The 18,194-nt window shown below is 62.7% G+C and carries 15 protein-coding genes; 10 read left to right on the top strand and 5 right to left on the bottom strand.

Annotated elements, in window-relative coordinates:
- Positions 1-8 precede the first annotated feature (8 nt).
- Genes OP498_RS01730 through OP498_RS01705 form a run of 6 tightly spaced genes read left to right on the top strand, consistent with a single transcriptional unit; the run spans position 9 to position 5,996 of the window.
- Positions 9-296: a hypothetical protein gene (locus OP498_RS01730; RefSeq protein ID WP_280545689.1), complete on the top strand. Its 288-nt coding sequence runs from the start codon at positions 9-11 to the stop codon at positions 294-296.
- Between the two features lie 12 nt (positions 297-308).
- A complete protein-coding gene (locus OP498_RS01725) occupies positions 309-827 on the top strand; it encodes a hypothetical protein (protein ID WP_280545690.1) in 519 nt (172 codons plus the stop codon).
- Complete coding sequence (locus tag OP498_RS01720) at positions 808-1,443, top strand: sugar transferase (protein ID WP_280551787.1); 636 nt, start codon at positions 808-810, stop codon at positions 1,441-1,443. The genes OP498_RS01725 and OP498_RS01720 overlap by 20 nt, the downstream gene beginning before the upstream one ends.
- On the top strand, positions 1,443-2,633 hold the full coding sequence (locus OP498_RS01715; protein ID WP_280551783.1) for a DegT/DnrJ/EryC1/StrS aminotransferase family protein: 1,191 nt from the start codon (positions 1,443-1,445) through the stop codon (positions 2,631-2,633). Before OP498_RS01720 ends, OP498_RS01715 begins: the two co-directional genes overlap by 1 nt.
- Positions 2,634-2,638: 5 nt before the next feature.
- Positions 2,639-3,991 (top strand): oligosaccharide flippase family protein, encoded by a 1,353-nt coding sequence (locus tag OP498_RS01710; protein WP_280545693.1) that lies wholly within the window; start codon positions 2,639-2,641, stop codon positions 3,989-3,991.
- 22 nt (positions 3,992-4,013) lie between these two features.
- A complete protein-coding gene (locus OP498_RS01705) occupies positions 4,014-5,996 on the top strand; it encodes a nucleoside-diphosphate sugar epimerase/dehydratase (protein WP_280545695.1) in 1,983 nt (660 codons plus the stop codon).
- A 70-nt stretch (positions 5,997-6,066) separates the two neighbouring features.
- Here the strand turns inward: OP498_RS01705 and cysQ are convergent, their stop codons facing one another.
- The 5 genes from cysQ to OP498_RS01680 all read right to left on the bottom strand — a co-directional run bounded on the left by cysQ (position 6,067) and on the right by OP498_RS01680 (position 11,345).
- Positions 6,067-6,849, bottom strand: a complete 783-nt coding sequence (gene cysQ / locus OP498_RS01700) for a 3'(2'),5'-bisphosphate nucleotidase CysQ (RefSeq protein WP_280551781.1) — start codon at positions 6,847-6,849, stop codon at positions 6,067-6,069.
- A 190-nt stretch (positions 6,850-7,039) separates the two neighbouring features.
- Positions 7,040-8,944 carry a sulfate adenylyltransferase subunit CysN gene (gene cysN, locus OP498_RS01695; RefSeq protein WP_280551779.1) on the bottom strand — a complete coding sequence of 635 codons (1,905 nt, stop codon included), beginning with the start codon at positions 8,942-8,944 and terminating at the stop codon, positions 7,040-7,042.
- Between the two features lie 70 nt (positions 8,945-9,014).
- On the bottom strand, positions 9,015-9,359 hold the full coding sequence (locus tag OP498_RS01690) for a four helix bundle protein (protein WP_280545698.1): 345 nt from the start codon (positions 9,357-9,359) through the stop codon (positions 9,015-9,017).
- Between the two features lie 173 nt (positions 9,360-9,532).
- Entirely contained in the window at positions 9,533-10,435 is a 903-nt protein-coding gene (cysD, locus tag OP498_RS01685) for a sulfate adenylyltransferase subunit CysD (protein WP_280551776.1), read from the bottom strand.
- 109 nt (positions 10,436-10,544) lie between these two features.
- Complete coding sequence (locus OP498_RS01680) at positions 10,545-11,345, bottom strand: helix-turn-helix domain-containing protein (protein ID WP_280551774.1); 801 nt, start codon at positions 11,343-11,345, stop codon at positions 10,545-10,547.
- A gap of 143 nt (positions 11,346-11,488) precedes the next feature.
- On the opposite strand from OP498_RS01680, the gene OP498_RS01675 reads away from it, so the two are divergent.
- The 4 genes from OP498_RS01675 (at position 11,489) to OP498_RS01660 (ending at position 18,155) form a co-directional block, all read left to right on the top strand.
- Entirely contained in the window at positions 11,489-13,216 is a 1,728-nt protein-coding gene (locus tag OP498_RS01675) for an SLC13 family permease (RefSeq protein WP_280551772.1), read from the top strand.
- 323 nt (positions 13,217-13,539) lie between these two features.
- Positions 13,540-15,504 carry a nucleoside-diphosphate sugar epimerase/dehydratase gene (locus tag OP498_RS01670; RefSeq protein ID WP_280551770.1) on the top strand — a complete coding sequence of 655 codons (1,965 nt, stop codon included), beginning with the start codon at positions 13,540-13,542 and terminating at the stop codon, positions 15,502-15,504.
- Between the two features lie 63 nt (positions 15,505-15,567).
- On the top strand, positions 15,568-17,004 hold the full coding sequence (locus OP498_RS01665; RefSeq protein WP_280551881.1) for an O-antigen ligase family protein: 1,437 nt from the start codon (positions 15,568-15,570) through the stop codon (positions 17,002-17,004).
- On the top strand, positions 17,004-18,155 hold the full coding sequence (locus tag OP498_RS01660) for a glycosyltransferase (protein ID WP_280551767.1): 1,152 nt from the start codon (positions 17,004-17,006) through the stop codon (positions 18,153-18,155). The genes OP498_RS01665 and OP498_RS01660 overlap by 1 nt, the downstream gene beginning before the upstream one ends.
- The last annotated feature ends 39 nt before the right edge of the window (positions 18,156-18,194 follow it).

The raw sequence follows: 18,194 nt of genomic DNA, 5'->3' as shown, positions 1-18,194 counted from the left end.
GAGGCAAGATGGCACAGGTGATCAATATCCCCTCGCTAGAGGCATTGCAAGACCAACTAGAACGATTGGAGCGGCCGGATTGGGTGCAGGGTATCGAGCTGACTGAAGAGCTCGATGCAGATGGTGACATGGCGCTTTGGGCATGGATTGTTCTCGAACCGGAATTTCCCCCGCAGGAAGAGTTGCAGCCCGCTCTTACAGAGTTACGACATCGCATACGGAAACTGCTCTCGAAAGAGGTGCCGGGCCTCTGGGCCTACGTCAGAGTACGTGAATCGGAAGCAGGTGACGTCTGAAGGAGAGCGGTCGTGTCCTTGCACAAGGATTTGCTTAATCAAGCGAGGCAGCTTGCGACTCACGAACCGAGACGCCCCCGGCAAGCCAGTCTGAGGCGAGCAGTTTCTTCAGCGTACTACGCGCTGTTTCATTTGCTGGTGGATGCGGCAAGTCGCGAGGTAGTTTCAGGGCAAGGGCTGGACACGCTGCGCCAGCAGGTGGGCCGGGCGCTTGGCCATACGGACATGAAGAAGGCCTGTCAGGCTTGGGTGCGATGGAATCCTGGCTCTCCAGTTCAACCACTGGGGAGGCTTCTTCCCGAGGGCCCAGAGGAGCGTGTTGTGATAGTCTCGAATGCGTTCGTCGATCTCCAGCAGGCACGGCATGAGGCGGACTATGACCTTTCTCGCCGCTTCTCTCGTTCTGATGTACTGGCACTCGTTGGACTAGCCCAAGAAGCATTCCAGGTCTTTGATGACATGCCCAAGCGTTGCGAGCAAAAACGGATCTTTCTACTTTCTCTGGTGTTCTATGGTCGCTGGAAACGTTGAAGCCAACCTTTCAAAAGGTCTCTCTCCCAGCCAGGCCGTGCTCAAGCGCGGCTTCGACGTTATGGGGGCAGCTGTTGGCCTCGCCTTGACGTTCTGGCTCATTGTTCCTGCTTGGCTGGCAGCCAGCCTGGATGCGCGCAGCAATGGCTTCTTCACCCAACGCCGGGTCGGCAAAGATGGTCGCCTCTTCACCGTGGTCAAGATCAAGACCATGCGCCCCAGCCGCGAGCTGACCACGACGGTGACCCGCTCGGGTGATCCACGCATCACGCCGCTGGGGCGCTTCTTCCGCCGCACCAAGATCGACGAACTGCCGCAGCTGTGGAACGTGCTGGCCGGCGACATGAGCTTCGTCGGGCCCCGACCGGATGTGCCGGGTTTTGCCGATGCACTACAAGGTGCAGAGCGGGTCATGCTATCTATCCGGCCGGGCATTACTGGACCCGCCACGCTTAAGTATCGCAATGAAGAAGAGTTGCTGGCGGTCCAGACTGACCCTGAGGCTTATAATCGGGAAGTGATCTGGCCGGATAAGGTCCAGATGAATCTCGAGTATATTCGCTACTGGTCGCTTGGACGTGATATTCGATATATCCTGGATACGGTGTTTCATTAATGCTGAACGGTCCCTTCTCCCCCTGGCCCTCTTTCACCCAAGAGGAGGCCGAGGCGGTGCAGCGCGTGCTGCTTTCGAACAAGGTGAACTACTGGACGGGTCAGGAAGGGCGCGAGTTCGAGCGCGAGTTCGCTTGCTTTGCCGGTACTCAGCATGCCATTGCCGTTGCTAACGGCACCGTGGCGCTAGACCTGGCCCTGAAGGGCCTCGGAATTGGCACCCATGATGGCGTTCAGGACGAGGTCATCGTCACCTCTCGTACCTTCCTGGCGTCGGCCTCCTCCGTGGTGACGGCTGGGGCCGTTCCGGTATTTGCTGATGTGGACCGCAACTCCCAGAACATTTGGCGTGGCGACGTGGAGCGCAGGGTTACCCCGCGTACCAAGGCGATCATCGCCGTGCACCTGGCGGGCTGGCCCTGCGAGATGGATGCGCTGATGGAGGTGGCCGAGCGCCACGGCATCTATGTGATCGAGGATTGCGCCCAGGCACATGGTGCCACCTACAAGGGGCGTAGTGTCGGCAGCATCGGCCATGTGGGGGCCTGGTCCTTCTGCCAGGACAAGATCATGACCACCGGCGGGGAAGGCGGCATGGTAACCACCAGCGATGAGGCCCTGTGGCGCAGGATGTGGGCTTTCAAGGACCATGGCAAGAGCTGGGAAGCGGTCTACGAGCGCGAGCACCCGCCCGGGTTCCGCTGGCTGCACGAGAGCTTCGGCACCAACTGGCGTCTGACCGAGATGCAGGCGGCGATCGGGCGGATCCAGTTGAGTCGCATGCCTGAATGGAAGGCTGCGCGTCAGGCCAATGCCGGCAAAATCTGGCAGGCCGCCAGTGAATGCCCTGGTTTGCGGGTGCCAGAGGTTCCCGATCATATCGAACATGCGGCTTACAAATGCTATTTGTTCACGGAGCCCGAGAAGTTGAACGATGGATGGGATCGTGACCGTATCATCGGCGAGATGGTCAAGCGTGGTGTGCCGTGTTTCTCCGGTTCCTGTTCCGAGGTCTATCGTGAGAAGGCCTTCGCCGGCACCGGCTGGCGGCCCCAGCGGCCTCTGCCTGTGGTACGCGAGCTGAACGATACCAGCTTGATGTTCCTGTGCCACCCTACGCTGACTGCGGTTGAGGTTGACAAGACCTGCCACGTATTGCGTGGGGTCATGCATCTCGCTGCATCGAGTTGAATAGCATGCCTCTGAAAAGGAAGTTGCTGACCCGCCTCAAGGGAGAGATGGTATTAACTCTGGCCAGGACCTTCGTAGCCCGTGGCATCGCGGCACTGGGGGCATTATTTTTGGTGATGGTACTTGGCCGCACCTTCGGCCCCACCGGGGTCGGTATTTATGCTCTGGCACATAGCATCATCCTGGGTATCGGCCTGTTGTCCCGATACGGTATGGATAACGCCTTGATGCGGTACGTGGGTCAGGATATCCGCTCTCCACATGCCATGACTTACCTGTTTTGGGCTTGCCGCAGGGCGGTGCTTTTAAGCCTAATGGCCTCAGTTCTCATGTTCTTGATGAGAAGTGTGCTAGTAGAAGTATTCGAGGCTGGGGGGCTGGGTGATGTGCTGGTGGGAATGGCCGTGGCCGCTCCAGCATTTACCTTGGGATTCCTGTTGTCGGGGTTTTTCAAGGGGGTTCGCATGCCGGCAACTGCATGCCTGCTGGAGAATGGCTCGGTCGCACTAATGGCTGCAGTATTGCTCTGGGGGTGGAGGGAACTGGTAAGCGAGCCCCAGATGGCTGCTATCGGCTGGGCCTATGCGGCAGCGGCTTGGGGAGTGCTGCTGCAAGGTTGTTGGCAGCTGTGGCGCTGGCACCGGCAACGACGCAGAAGCGGGGAATGGTCTGACGCAGTGATGGTTGATCGATACCAGTTTACCGCAACCTCACAGGCTTTTTTCGTGATGAGCCTGGCGAGCTTCATGCAGACGGTGCTCGGAATAATGGTGGCGGGCTGGTTATTAAGTAGCGCAGAGCTGGGCCACTTCAAGACGGCTCAGCAGGCCGCCATGTTGATCAGCTTTATTCTCATAGTGCTCAATGCGGTAATTCCTCCACGCTTCGCGAGCCTCTATCGTGAGGGTAAAGATATTGAAATGGGCCGCTTGGCGCGACAGGGCGCTCTCTTGGGTGTGGTAGTAGCGTCTCCGTTACTGTTTATTTGTCTGGTTGTGCCGGAGTGGGTGTTATCGCTTTTTGGGGCAGAGTTCTCCGAAGCGGTGACTTTGTTGCGCGTGATCGCCTTGGCTCAGCTCATCAATGTGGGCACAGGCTCTGTGGGCTTCTTGCTCAACATGACGGGGCATGAAACTTTGATGCGCAATGTTGCATTGATTTGTAATGCGGTAGGGCTTGGCCTGTTCCTCGTGTTGATACCGGCTTTGGGGCCCATGGGGGCAGCACTGGCGCTTGCGTTTGTACTGGTGGTACAGAACCTCGTTGCGCTGTTCTTCGTTTGGCGACGTCTTGGCATCTGGATGCTGCCAACGCCCAACGTGTTGCGACTTGCTGGTATCCAGCCGCTTTCTCGATGAAGTGTATGGTAAGGATGTTTCGATGACCCGATCCGACAGGATGCACAAGTGCGTGACCACCATGAGCCGAGCACGCAAACGCTTGATCATGGTGGTCACGGATATGGTAGCGCTACCGCTGGCCCTCTGGTCGGCCTATGCGCTGCGGTTGGCCGAGTGGTGGCCCGCTCGCTTCATCGAGCCCTACTGGTGGCTGTTCCTGGTGGTGCCGGCGGTAGGGGTATTCACCTTCGCGCGGCTGGGGCTCTATCGGGCGGTGGTGCGCTTCATGGGGCCCCAGGCCTTGTGGGCCGTGGTCAAAGGATCGGTGTTGCTGGCGCTGATGATGTGGGCGGCGGCCTTCTTCTATCAGTGGCAGGACTTCCCCCGTTCGGTTCCGGTCAACTTCGCGCTGGTCACCCTGGTCTACGTGGGCGGTACGCGCTTGCTGGTGCGTAGCTACTACCAGTGGCTGATCCGCCATTTTACCGAGAAGCAGGCGGTGGCCATCTACGGCGCCGGGGGCGCCGGCGCGCAGCTGGCCATGGCGCTGGGCAATGGTCGAGAGTTCTATGTCGCGGCCTTTCTGGATGATGATCCGGCGCTGTGGGGCAGCATCATCAAGGGTGTCAAGGTCGACTGCCCGGGGCAGGCAGGGCAGATGGTGGAGCGGCTCGATATCCGGCGCGTGCTGCTCGCGATGCCCAACGCCAGCAAGGCACAGCGCAAGCAGGCGCTCGACAAGCTGGCCGATCTACCGGTTCACGTGCAGACGGTGCCTTCCATGCCTGAGATCGTCTCCGGTGAGGCTAGCCTGGAGCAGCTTCGTGAGGTGGAACTTGAAGACCTGCTGGGTCGTGATCCCGTGCCGCCACGCGCAGAGCTCCTGGATGCCAGCATCCGTGATCAGGTGGTGATGGTGACAGGGGCCGGAGGTTCCATCGGCAGTGAGATGTGTCGCCAGGTGATGAAAGGCGCTCCCCGGGCCCTGGTGCTCTACGAGGTCAGCGAATACGGCCTCTACGCCATCGATCAGGAACTCGAGGCGCTGAAGCAGGAGATGGGCGCAACGTTTCCCATCTACCCCTTGCTGGGCAGCGTATGCGACCGGACGCGCGTGGAGGCCTCGTTGCGCCGTTTCGGTGTGAATACCGTCTACCACGCCGCGGCTTACAAGCACGTGCCCATCGTGGAGAACAATGTGCTGGAGGGCGTGCGTAACAATATTCACGGCACGCGGGTAGTGGCCGAGAGTGCGGCTCGGCTTGGGGTCCAGCGCTGTGTGCTGATCTCTACCGATAAGGCAGTGCGCCCCACCAATGTGATGGGGGCGACCAAGCGCATGGCCGAGTTGGTACTCCAGGATCTGGCCACCCGCTATGGCACCGAGAAGGGGCACCGCACTACCTTTTCCATGGTGCGTTTCGGCAACGTATTGGGCTCCAGCGGCTCGGTGGTGCCTCTGTTCCGGCGCCAGATTGCCCGGGGCGGTCCGGTCACGGTCACGCACCCCGAGATCACCCGCTACTTCATGACCATCCCCGAGGCGGCGCTGCTGGTCATCCAGGCCGGTTCCATGGCGCAGGGTGGGGACGTCTTCGTGCTCGATATGGGCGAGCCGGTGCGGATCTTCGACCTGGCGCGACGCATGATTCAGCTGACCGGCCTGGAGGTGAAGGACGAGGCCAATCCCGATGGTGCGATAGAGATCACCTTCTCGGGCCTGCGTCCCGGCGAGAAGTTGTATGAGGAGCTGTTGATCGGGGATAACGTGGTCGGTACCTCACATCCCAAGATCATGCGCGCTCGTGAAGAGCTGTTGCCGGAAGCAACCCTGCAGGAGCTGTTGGAGGCTTTTCAACAGGCCGAGCAGCGTATGGACAGCCACCATGCCTGTGAGAACCTCAAGCGGGGGGTGAGCGGGTTCGCCCATAGCGGAGAGCCTTGCGATTTGCTCCTTCCCGGCAAGCCGAAGGGCAAGGTGGTGCCGGTCAGCGCAGGGCCGCTCAAGCTCGGCAGCGTGTGACGCGCAAATCGCGCCCTTTACTAAATGAGACCCGGCCTAAGCGCCGGGTCTCTTGCTGTCTATGGGTGGGTTACTGACTGCCCCAGACGATGAAGTAGGGGTTCAGGTGCTCCTGGGGCGTGGCGTAGCGCAGCGGCTGGCCCGCCAGGGTCTCCACCCGGCCGCCGGCCTGCTCGACCACGGCATGAGCGGCGCCGGTATCCCACAGGCAGGTGGGGCCGAGGCGAGGATAGACATCCGCCGCGCCCTCGGCGATCAGGCAGAGCTTGAGCGAGCTGCCCATGGGTACCATGTCGTGGGGCCCGAGCTGCTCCAGCCACTCGGCGAGGTCCGGGCTGGGGTGGGAGCGGCTGCCCACCACGCGCCAGGTAGCGCCCTCGGCGGGCTTGCCGGCCACACGGATCGGCTGACGCTCGCCGCTCTGACCTTCACCCCACGTGACCTTGAAGGCGCCAGTGCCCTCGGCGGCGAGATAGGACACCTCCAGTGCCGGGGCGACGACGACGCCGAGCACCGGCTTGCCGTGCTCGATCAGCGCGATGTTGACGGTGAACTCGCCGTTGCGCTTGATGAACTCCTTGGTGCCGTCCAGCGGATCCACCAGCCAGTAGCGACCGTTCGCATCCGCGCCGGCGAAGCCCTCGGTGTTCTCCTCGGAGAGCACCGGAATGCCGCCCGGCAAGGCGTGAAGCCCCTTGACGATGACGTCATGGGCGGCCTTGTCGGCCTCGGTCAGCGGGCTCTTGTCCGCCTTCTCCTCGATGGAGAAGTCCCGGGCGTAAACGGCCATGATGGCCTGGCCGGCGTCATGGGCGATGCCCTCGACGCTATCGAGTAATGCTGAAACGTCCATCTGTTGAGTTCCTTATCAGGTTTAAAAGCTGGAAGCTTGAAGCTTGAAGCTGGAAGACCCGGGCTCCGCCCGGAGCTGTAAGCCATAAGCTGGAAGCTGGAAGAAACCCCCACACCCTGAGGTTTGGAGGTTTATGCCGCGAAGCGGCATTCTTCCAGCTTCCAGGCGCGCAGCGCCGCTCTTCCAGCTTCTAGCTTATTAGTTGGCGTTCCCGCAGCAGCGCGATGATGGCATCGGCAGCCTCGTCGGTGCTTATCGCCTGGGTCTTGATGTGCAGGTCCGGGCGCTCCGGCGGCTCGTAGGCGGAGTCGATGCCGGTGAAGTTCTTCAGCTCGCCGCGGCGTGCCTTGCGGTAGAGCCCCTTGGGGTCGCGTTCCTCGGCCACCTCGAGCGGGGTGTCGACGAAGATCTCGATGAATTCATTATCTTCCACCAGGTCGCGAGCCAGATCACGCTCGCTGCGGAAGGGCGAGATGAAGGCGGTCAGCACGATCAGCCCGGCATCGACCATCAGCTTGGCCATCTCGCCCACGCGGCGGATGTTCTCGACGCGATCGGCGTCGGTGAAGCCCAGGTCGCGATTGAGGCCGTGGCGGACGTTGTCGCCATCCAGCAGGTAGGTGTGCTGGCCGGCGGCGTGCAGCTTCTTCTCCACCCGATTGGCGATGGTCGACTTGCCGGCGCCGGAAAGGCCGGTGAACCACACCACCGCGGGCTGCTGGGCCTTGGAGAGGGCGCGCGCCTGCTTGTCGATATCCACGTGTTGCATGTGGATGTTCTGGCTACGCCGCAGGGCGAAGTGCAGCATGCCGGCGCCGACCGTGTTGTGGGTCATGCGGTCGATCAGGATGAAGCCGCCGGTATCCTGGCTCTCCTGGTACGGGTCGAAGGCGACGGGCTTGTTGAGGCTCAGCGTACAGATGCCGATGCCGTTCAAGTCCAGTTGCTTGGCCGCGGCGTGCTCCAGGGTGTTGACGTTCACCTGGTACTTGATGTCGGTGACGGTGGCCGAGACGGTCTGGGTGCCCAGCTTCATCAGGTAGGGGCGGCCGGGGAGCAGCGGCTGTTCGTGCATCCACACCAGGGTAGTCTCGAACTGGTCGGCGGTCTGGCTCGGCTGTTCGACGCCGGAGATGATGTCGCCCCGGGAGATGTCGATCTCGTCGTCCAGCAGCAGGGTGATGGACTGGCCGGCCACCGCCTCGTCGAGGTCGCCGTCGAAGGTATAGATCCGCGACACCGTGCTGGTCTTGCCGGAGGGCTGCACGCGTATGGCGTCGCCGGGCTTGACCGTGCCGCTGGTCACCATGCCGGTGAAACCGCGGAAATCCAGGTTGGGGCGGTTGACCCACTGCACCGGCAGGCGGAAGGGGTCACGCTGCAGGCGCTGGTCGTCGACTTCCACCGTCTCCAGGTAGGCCATCAGGGTGGGGCCGTGGTACCAGGGCATGTGGTGGCCATGCTCGATGACGTTGTCGCCCTTGAGCGCCGACATCGGGATGAAGGTGATCGACTCGAGCCCCAGTTGCTTGGCGAAGGCCCGGTATTCCTCGACGATCTCCTCGAAGCGTTCCTTCGAGTAGTCCACCAGGTCCATCTTGTTGATCGCCACCACTACCTGGCGCATGCCGATCAGCGACATCAAAAAGCTGTGGCGACGCGTCTGGGTGAGGATGCCGTGACGGGCGTCGACCATCAGGATGGCGGCGTCGGCATTGGAGGCGCCGGTCACCATGTTGCGGGTGTACTGCTCGTGGCCGGGGGTATCCGCGACGATGAACTTGCGCTTGTCCGTGGAGAAGAAGCGGTAGGCCACGTCGATGGTGATGCCCTGCTCGCGCTCGGCGGCCAGGCCATCGACCAGCAGCGCGAAGTCCATCTCGCTGCCCTGGGTGCCATACTTCTTCGAATCCGCCTCGATGGCGGCCAGCTGGTCCTCGAACAGCAGCTTGGACTCGAACAGCAGCCGACCGATCAGCGTGCTCTTGCCGTCGTCGACGCTGCCGCAGGTAATGAAGCGCAGCAGGCCTTTTCTCTCGTGCTCTTTCAGATACGTCTCGATGTTTTCCGAGATCAGCGGTGAGGCGTGTGCCATGACAAACCCTTTAGCTTGAAGCTGGAAGCTTGAAGCTGGAAGAAACCCCAACCCCAGCCGCACAGCAGATTCATTCGTTAGTGAGCTTGCCGATCAACCCGGAGAGCATGGCGGCAATCTCGCGTGTTTCCTGTATCCAACGGCATCCGCAGGCCTTGTCGATGTAGCCGATGTCGATGCCGATGTAGATCTGTGTTCTCAGCTCGGCGCATGACCCCTTGGCAATCAGCAGAAAGTGCCGCTTGTCCTTAGGCGTTCCACGGGTCATGCCTTCCGCGATATTGCTGGGTACCGAAAGCCCGGAGCGCGTAATCTGATCCTTGAAACCGAAGTCTCGAAGATCCCGCATCGCCTTGTAGAGCTCTGCCGACAGCCTGGCCGAACGCTTCCACACCTGTAGCTTCTCGAAATCCATCCCCAGTTCCTCCATTCTCTGACCACTTTTCAAGAGTAGGCCAAGAGCCACTGGGGTTTTCTTCCAGCTTTCAGCTTCAGGCTTCTAGCTCCCGGCGAAGCCGGGGACTTCCAGCTTCCAGGCGCGCAGCGCCGCTCTTCCAGCTTCCAGCTTTCTAACGCGCCGGAGGCGCGTTAGAAGTACCCCTCTTGCTTTTTCTTCTCCATCGACGCGGCGCTGTCATGGTCGATCACCCGGCCCTGGCGCTCGGAGGTGTTGGTCAGCAGCATCTCCTGGATGATTGCCGGCAGGGTGTCGGCCTCGGATTCGATGGCGCCGGTCAGCGGGTAGCAGCCCAGGGTGCGGAAGCGTACCTTGCGCATCATCGGCACCTCGCCGGGCTCCAGCGGCATGCGCTCGTCGTCGACCATGATCAAGGCGCCGTCACGCTCCACCACCGGGCGCTCGGCTGAGTAGTAGAGGGGCACGATGGGGATGTTCTGCAAGTAGATATACTGCCAGATATCCAGCTCGGTCCAGTTGGAGAGCGGGAAGACGCGGATCGACTCGCCCTTGTGCTTGCGCGTGTTGTAGAGCTTCCACAGCTCGGGGCGCTGGTTCTTCGGGTCCCAGCGGTGCTGAGCGGTGCGGAAGGAGAAGATGCGCTCCTTGGCGCGGGACTTCTCCTCGTCGCGACGCGCCCCGCCAAAAGCAGCGTCGAAGCCGTACTTGTCCAGCGCCTGCTTGAGGCCCTCGGTCTTCATCACGTCGGTATGGATCGCCGAGCCGTGGGTGAAGGGGTTGATGTCCTTCTCGACGCCCTCGGGATTGATGTGCACGATCAGGTCCATACCGATCTCCTCGGCCATGCGGTCGCGGAACTCGTACATGGCGCGGAACTTCCAGCGCGTATCCACGTGCATCAACGGGAAGGGCGGCGGGGAGGGCGCGAAGGCCTTGCGCGCCAGGTGCAGCATCACCGCGCTGTCCTTGCCGACGGAGTAGAGCATCACCGGATTCTCGGTCTCCGCGACCACCTCGCGCATGATCTGGATGCTCTCGGCCTCGAGCCGTTGGAGATGGGTCAATGAGGTCATGGGGTCTCAGTCCTTGGTTAAGAAAAGCTGTAAGCCATAAGCTTTAAGCGGTAAGTAACCCCAACGCCGAGGGTTCCAGGCTTTTGCCGCGAAGCGGCAGACTTACGGCTTAAAGCTTACGGCTCCGGAGACACCCCGGGGGCACCGACATCAGCCGCATCTCCGGATGTTCGTTTAGCCACCGCTGGATTTCCGGGCTGGCCTGGAAGAAGGCGCCGCGGAAGAGCAGGGCGATGGGGCCCTTTGCACTGGCGAGAAGCCGTTCGAACAGCGCCAGGTAGTCGTCGGCTCTGGGCGGTGCCGGTAGGCAGCGAGTGAATAAAGCACCGCGCTTGCCGTGCAGGTATAGCTGATAGAGGCGGGGGGCATTTGCTGCTGCTTTTGGCGGCCTTGCCACGCGCACGCCGCCCTCCCAGATCGGACCGCCGGCCTTATGGACCTGATCGAGCACCGGTTGCACCTGTTGGCGAACCCAGCGGCCCGCGGTGGAGCGCTTGCGTGCCAGCCCGTCCAGCGGCAGCGGGGCTGGCTTGAGGTCCTGTGCCGCCAGCCAGTGCTCGATGGCCCGCGGGGAGACCTCGCGCTGGGTCTCGGCCGCCAGGGCATCCGCCAGGTCATGGCTGTTCCAGGCCAACCGGGGAGGTTCGGGCTGCTCGGCCAGGAGTCGCCACAGCACGGCTTGCTCACGCTCGCCCAGTGCTGTCGCCTGGCCCGGTCGCCGTCCTCGCTGGCGCACCGGCACGGCCTCCCACCCGCCTTCCCGGAAGGCCTTCCAGGCCGCCGATACCGTGGGTGCGGAAAGTCCGGTCCGCTTGGCCACCTCAACCACGGTATGACCATCCAGGCGCAGCCGGACGGACTCCAGTCGGCGTTCGTTCAGCGCGTCAGGCGATAAATGTTTGGTGCTCAATATTCCGCCAAGGTGTTGAGTATAAAGAATAAAATAATGACATGTGAAAAGTGGATAACCCTTGATTCGACATCATCATAAAAGCCCCAGTAGAATCCCACAAGCCGCGAATTCCAACCCGGACCCCTCAAGGACGAGTAACCATGATGACCTGGGCGGTACTGATCTCCATCGCTGGCCTGCTGACTTTGCTGATCAGCGGCTGGGTGCGTCCGGCCATCGCCTTCGTCAGCCTGGCCGGTGCCTATCTGCTGTTCGGCCTGGTGGATACCGCCACGCTGCTGCGTCAGTACAGCAATCCGGCACTCGCCACCCTCATGCTGCTGCTGCTGGTATCACTGGCCCTGGAGCGTTCCCCGATGCTCGACTGGCTCTCTGAGCGGCTGCTGAATGGTCGCGAGTCCACCGCCACGGCCCGGCTGATGGGCACCAGCGCCGTGCTGTCGGCCTTCCTCAACAACACTGCCGTGGTCGCCGCCTTTCTGGGCACCATCTCGCGGCAGAAGCGCATCGCCCCCTCGCGGCTGCTGATCCCGCTCTCCTATGCCTCGATACTCGGCGGTATGACCACCCTGGTGGGCACCTCCACCAATCTGGTGGTGAACTCCTTCGCCCTGAGCAGCGGTGGTATCGAGCTGGGCATGTTCCAGTTCAGCCTGGTGGGTATTCCGGTGGCGCTGCTCACCTTCGGCGTGCTGCTGTGGCGGGCCCGCTCGCTGCCCCATCACATGCCCGAGGAGACCGCCGACAAGCTTTCCTACTTTCTTGCCGCCGACGTGGAGCCCGGTTCCGAACTGATTGGCCGTAGCATCGAGGCCAACGGCCTGCGCAGCCTCGATGGGCTCTATCTGTTGGAGATCGAGCGGGAGGGTCGGCTGATCAGCCCGGTGGGGCCGGAGGAGATCCTGCAGGAAGGCGATACCCTGGTGTTCACCGGCGAGGTGAGCAAGGTGCAGGCGCTGCAGCGCTTCCCGGGGCTCAAGCTGTTCGGTCACCAGGCCGACGCCCTGCTGGCCACCAACCTGGTGGAGGTGGTGATCTCCCATGAGTCGGAACTGGCCGGTCAGACCCTGCAGGAGGTGGACTTTCGCAGCATGTTCAGTGCCGGGGTGGTGGGCATTCGACGCGGCGGCAAGCGGCTGGAAGGCCAGCTGGGGCAGATCCCCCTGCGCACGGGCGACTGCCTGCTGATGGCCGTGGGCAGCGACTTCCGCCAGCACCGCAATCTCGACCGCAACTTCCACCTGCTCAGCGGTAGCCTGACCCGCCCCCAGCTGAGTCGGTTGGAGAGCTATCTGACCCTGGTTGGCTTCATCAGCGTGATCGGTCTGGCCGCCGCCGAGCTGCTGCCGCTGTTTCATGGCCTGCTGCTGCTGATGGCGGGACTGCTGATAGGGAAGGTACTCAGCCCGGCCGAGCTGCGCCGTCGCTTTCCCTTCGAGCTGTGGGTCATCATCGGCTCGGCCCTGGCCATCGCCCAGGGGTTGGAGGCCTCCGGGGCCGCCGACCTGCTCGCCGCCGGCATGCAGGCGATGTTCAGTGGCCATGGCGTCTATGCCGCCTTCATCGGCTGCTATGTCCTGACGCTGCTGCTCACCGAGACGGTGACCAACAACGCCGCCGCGGCGCTGGCCTTCCCCGTGGCCTGGACCACCGCCCAGGCCTTCGGCGTGGATCCGATGCCCTTCATCATGGCCGTGGCCTACGGGGCCAGCGCCTGCTTCCTTATTCCCTACGGCTACCAGACCCACCTGATGGTCTACTCCCCCGGCCGCTACAGCATGGGCGATTTCCTGCGGGTCGGCCTGCCGGTCAGCCTGACCTACTCGGCCGCGGTGCTGCTGCTCACGCCGCTGGTATTTCCTTTCTGACAGCGTTCTCATGGGCCAACTCATCAGATACGCCCCGAAAATGCGGTTGTCGGTGATCTTGTAACAGACGCAGTAACTTTTATTCTGGATCTGAGCCTTTAGTGACCAGGCTCAAGGGTCTCCCCTGCATCCTCCGATCAATACATCGGAACCAGACGATGCAAGGAGTGGGAGCGCGGTTCACTTGCCACTAGTTAAGGCTGGGTACGCAGAGTAGAATTTCGCTCTATCATGTCACCCTTGGCTGGTCGGGCAGACGTGCTGCGGTTCTTGCCATAATTGCTTTAAAACTCAGGGATTTGAGTATGAAAAGGTCTGACGGCATGCATAAGCGGATTACCACCTTGAGCCGTTCGCGCAAGCGGCTGATCATGGTGGCGGCGGACCTCGTGGCGCTGCCGCTGGCGCTCTGGTCGGCCTATGCATTGCGCCTGGCCGAGTGGTGGCCGGCGCGTTACATCGAGCCTTTCTGGTGGCTGTTTCTGGTGGTGCCGGTGGTGGGGGTGTTCATCTTCGCCAGGCTCGGGCTCTACCGCGCGGTGGTGCGCTTCATGGGCCCCCAGGCGATGTGGGCGGTGATCAAGGGCTCGGTGTTGCTGGCCTTGATGATGTGGGCGGCGGCCTACTTCTACCAGTGGCAGGGCTTTCCGCGCTCGGTACCGGTGAACTTCGCCCTGGTCACCCTGGTGTACGTGGGGGGCACGCGGCTGCTGGTGCGCAGCTACTACCAGTGGTTGATTCGCCACTACACCGCAAAGCAGGCGGTGGCGATCTACGGTGCCGGTGGCGCCGGGGTGCAGCTGGCCATGGCGCTGGGCAATGGGCGCGAGTTCTATGTGGCGGCGTTTCTGGACGATGAGCCGTCCCTGTGGGGGAGCCTCATCAAGGGGGTCAAGGTCTTCTCGCCGAAGGAGGTCGAGGCCATGGTGGCGGCGCACGAGATTCAGCGTGTGCTGCTGGCCATGCCCAACGCCACCAAGGCCCAGCGCAAGCAGGCGCTCGACAAGCTGACGGAGCTGCCCGTTCATGTGCAGACGGTGCCCTCCATGCCGGAGATCGTCTCCGGCGAGGCAAGCCTGGACCAGTTGCGCGAGGTGGAGCTGGAGGACCTGCTGGGGCGCGATCCGGTGCCGCCCAGGGACGAGCTGATCGATGCCAGCATCCGCGACCGGGTGGTGATGGTCACCGGCGCCGGGGGTTCCATCGGCAGCGAGATGTGTCGCCAGGTGATGCGCGGCGGGCCTCGGGCACTGGTGCTCTATGAGATCAGCGAATACGGGCTCTACACCATCGACCAGGAGCTCGAGACCCTGAAGCGCGAGATGGGCGCCACCTTCCCCATCCTCCCCTTGCTGGGCAGTGTGTGCGATCGCACGCGTGTGGAGGCCACCCTGGGGCGCTACGGGGTGAACACCCTCTATCATGCGGCGGCCTACAAGCACGTGCCCATCGTGGAGAACAACGTGCTGGAGGGCGTGCGCAACAATATCCACGGCACCCGGGTGGTGGCCGAGAGCGCCGCCAAGTTCGGCGTGGAGCGCTGCGTGTTGATCTCCACCGACAAGGCGGTGCGGCCCACCAACGTGATGGGAGCCACCAAGCGCATGGCGGAACTGGTACTCCAGGACCTGGCCACGCGCCATGGCCAGAAGGAAGGGCATCGCACCATCTTCTCCATGGTGCGCTTCGGCAATGTGCTGGGCTCCAGTGGCTCGGTCGTGCCCCTGTTTCGCCGCCAGATCGCCAAGGGCGGGCCGGTCACGGTCACCCATCCGGAGATCACCCGCTACTTCATGACCATTCCCGAGGCGGCGCTGCTGGTCATCCAGGCCGGCTCCATGGCCCAGGGCGGGGATGTCTTCGTGCTCGACATGGGCGAGCCGGTGCGGATCCTCGACCTGGCGCGGCGCATGATCCAGTTGACGGGGCTGGAGGTGAAGGACGAAGCCAACCCCGATGGCGATATCGAGATCACCTTTGCGGGCCTGCGCCCCGGGGAAAAGCTCTTTGAAGAGCTGCTGATCGGCGACAACGTCGTGGGTACCTCGCACCCCAAGATCATGCGCGCCCGGGAGGAGGTGTTGCCGACGCCGACCCTGCGGGAACTGCTGGAGGCGCTACTCGAGGCCGAGCAGCGGCTCGACTGCCATCATGCCTGCGAGAGCCTGAAACGGGGCGTGAGCGGTTTCGCCCACAGCAGCGAACCCTGCGACCTGCTGCTGCCCGCCACGCCGGGCGGCAAGGTGGTGCCGGTCAACACGAGGCCACGAAAGCTCGGTAGCGGCTGATACGTTACCGTCACTGCCCTTGAGAAACGAGACCCGGCCCTGGTGCCGGGTCTCTTGCTTCTGGTGCTGGTTCGGGAGCAGCTTCGGGCCTGTGCGTTCTGGTATGATATGCCTCTTCAAAAAGGCTTGTCACGGGTTGGTATGGCACATCTGAAGAACATTGGCGGGTTGCCGGAAACCGCATGGCAAACCCCGGCAGGGCTGAGGTGGTTTGCCCTGATCGGCCTGCTGGCCTATGCCGCGCTGCGGTTTCTCTGGCCCGAAGTGGGCGAGGGCGGCGGTACGCTGATGGGTCTCCTGGGCCTCGTGGCTGCGCTCACCTGGGGCAAGGGAGTACGCGGCTCGGGCCCGCTCTGGCTGTTGCTGGCGGCGGTGGTCGTGCAACTGGTCTCCTGGACAGGCGGCTACTTCCATCATTCCGAGTGGATCTCCGATAACCCGCAACTCGACCGCCTCGCCAAGTTATTCCTGTTCATCGGCGTGGCCTGGTGGCTGGGCGGCAATACCCGGTTCACCTGGCTGGCCTGGGGGCTAGGGGCGCTTGGGGTGATCCTGGTGATGCTTCCGCCGTTTACCGCCTGGTCAGTGTGGCAGCGGGGGCTTTGGGGCTCGCGGGTCAACTTGTCGATCCAGAATGCCCAGCACGATTCCATGTTGCTGGGCACGGTACTGCTTGGCCTGGTGGCCACGTCGGGTCGCTTGCTGGGTGCCGGGCCATGGCGCCTTGTCAGGTTAATTAGCTGGCTATTGGGTATTGCAGTCTGCCTTGCTGGGGTGATGGTAACCCAGACCCGAGCTACCTGGCTGGGGCTACTGCTGGCGCTCAGCCTGGCTGGCCTTTGTTGGGCGGTATACGAACGTGTCACCGGCCACCCACGTGCGGCCAGGCGAATGTTCGCCCTGCTGGGAGGAATGATTCTACTGTTGGTGCTGGTAGGCGGCTTTTTCCACGAGACCATCGAGAGGCGACTGGGGAATGAGCGTCAGGTCATTGAGCAGATTATTGCCGGTGACGTGGAGCAGGTACCAAATACCAGCATCGGGGTGCGTATCCATTCCTGGCGTGCCGCCGGGGAGTGGATTGCCGAGCGGCCACTGGTCGGTTGGGGAGGTCAGGCTCGTGGACTTGTGATGGATCATACCGAGTGGCTCCCCCCTATCTACAAGGAGCGCTATGGCCACCTGCATAACAGCTTCCTCGAGATATGGGTTGCTTACGGGCTGCTTGGCGTGGGGCTATTCGTGGCGTTGGCGGCCTGGATGGGAATCGGTACCTGGAAGGCCTGGCGCGCAGGAGTGATGCCGGGAGACATGGCGCTGTTTGGCACCGCCTTCTTCGTCTTCTGGATGGTGGTGAACCAGTTCGAATCCTTCATGGGGTTTGGGAGTGGAGTGTACGTGTTCAACATGGTCATGGGGGGGCTTGTGACTCATATCTGGCGATGGCAGCTGGAAAGCGGCCAGGCCGTCTTTCCCAACCCCTTCCGCAGGCAGTCCTGATGCGCACGCTGGTGGTGGTTCGCTCGCTCAAGATGGGGGGCATGGAGCGGGTGGCGGTGAACCTCGCGGATGCCTTCGCCCAGGCTGGGCACGAGAGTCACCTGCTGAGCTTCCGGCGCGTGGAGGCGCCGTTGGCACCGGAACACCCTAATGTGCGGCAGCACCGTCTGGCGCTGCGTTGGTGGGCCCGGCTTACCGGAGTGGGCCTGGTGCTGGAACTGCTGGTGCGGTTGTTCGTGAACCCGGTGGTTAAGCGCTCGCTGTTTCTTGGTTCGGGCATCATGGGTGGCGTGGTGTTCCGGCTCTGGCTCAAGGCCTTCGAGCGACGTCATGGCCGGGTGGACCGTATCGTCTTCCGCGGGGTCGGCACCTTCGAGCTGGTGTGGTCCTTCCGGGACGACCGGGCGCGCTACGTGCTGGAGAACATCCTGCACGCGGGTGAGGCCAACTGGCAACGCCGGCTGTTTGCGCGCTGCCTCTACCACCGCCGTCATCTGGTGGCGGTGTCCCAGGGGGTGGCCGAGAGCGTCAGAGCGGCCATGCAGGCCTGGCGCTTCGCGCCGGAGTCACTCGAGGTCATCCCCAACCCCTGCCCGATCGAGAGCATTCGTCGGCAGATGGTCGAGCCTGAGCCCGACCTTCCCGAAGGCCCTTACATCGTCAACGTGGCACGCCTGGTGCCGGCCAAGGACCAGGCGCTGTTGCTGCGGGCCTATGCGGCGTCCGGGGTGGATCTTCCCCTGGTGATGGTCGGTGAGGGCCAGGAGCGGGGCCGTCTCGGGGCCCTGGCGCGGGAGCTCGGCATCGCCGAGCGAGTGATCTTCGCCGGCCAGCGTGCCAATCCCTATCCCTGGATGCACCATGCCCGGCTGTTCGTGCTCAGCTCTCGCTTCGAGGGCATGGGCATCGTGCTCTTCGAGGCGCTGGCCTGCGGCACGCCGGTGCTCAGCGTGGACTGCCCCGGGGGCATTCGCGAGATCCTCAAGGGCGAACTGGCGAGCTGTGTGGTGCCCCACGACGAGGAGCGCCTGGCCGAGGGCATCCGCACGGGCGTGCAGGGTGACAAGCTGCTCATCAAGGAGAACTGGCTGGATGATTTCCGGCCCGAGACGGTGGCCGCGCGTTTCGTTTCGCCGTCACCGATTACTTAGCCTTGATCTGTGTTACTAAATGAGAGTGTCTCGTTGCCT

Source organism: Halomonas sp. 25-S5, assembly GCF_029889845.1.
GTDB lineage: Bacteria > Pseudomonadota > Gammaproteobacteria > Pseudomonadales > Halomonadaceae > Halomonas.
This window is presented reverse-complemented; position numbering and strand designations above follow the sequence as displayed.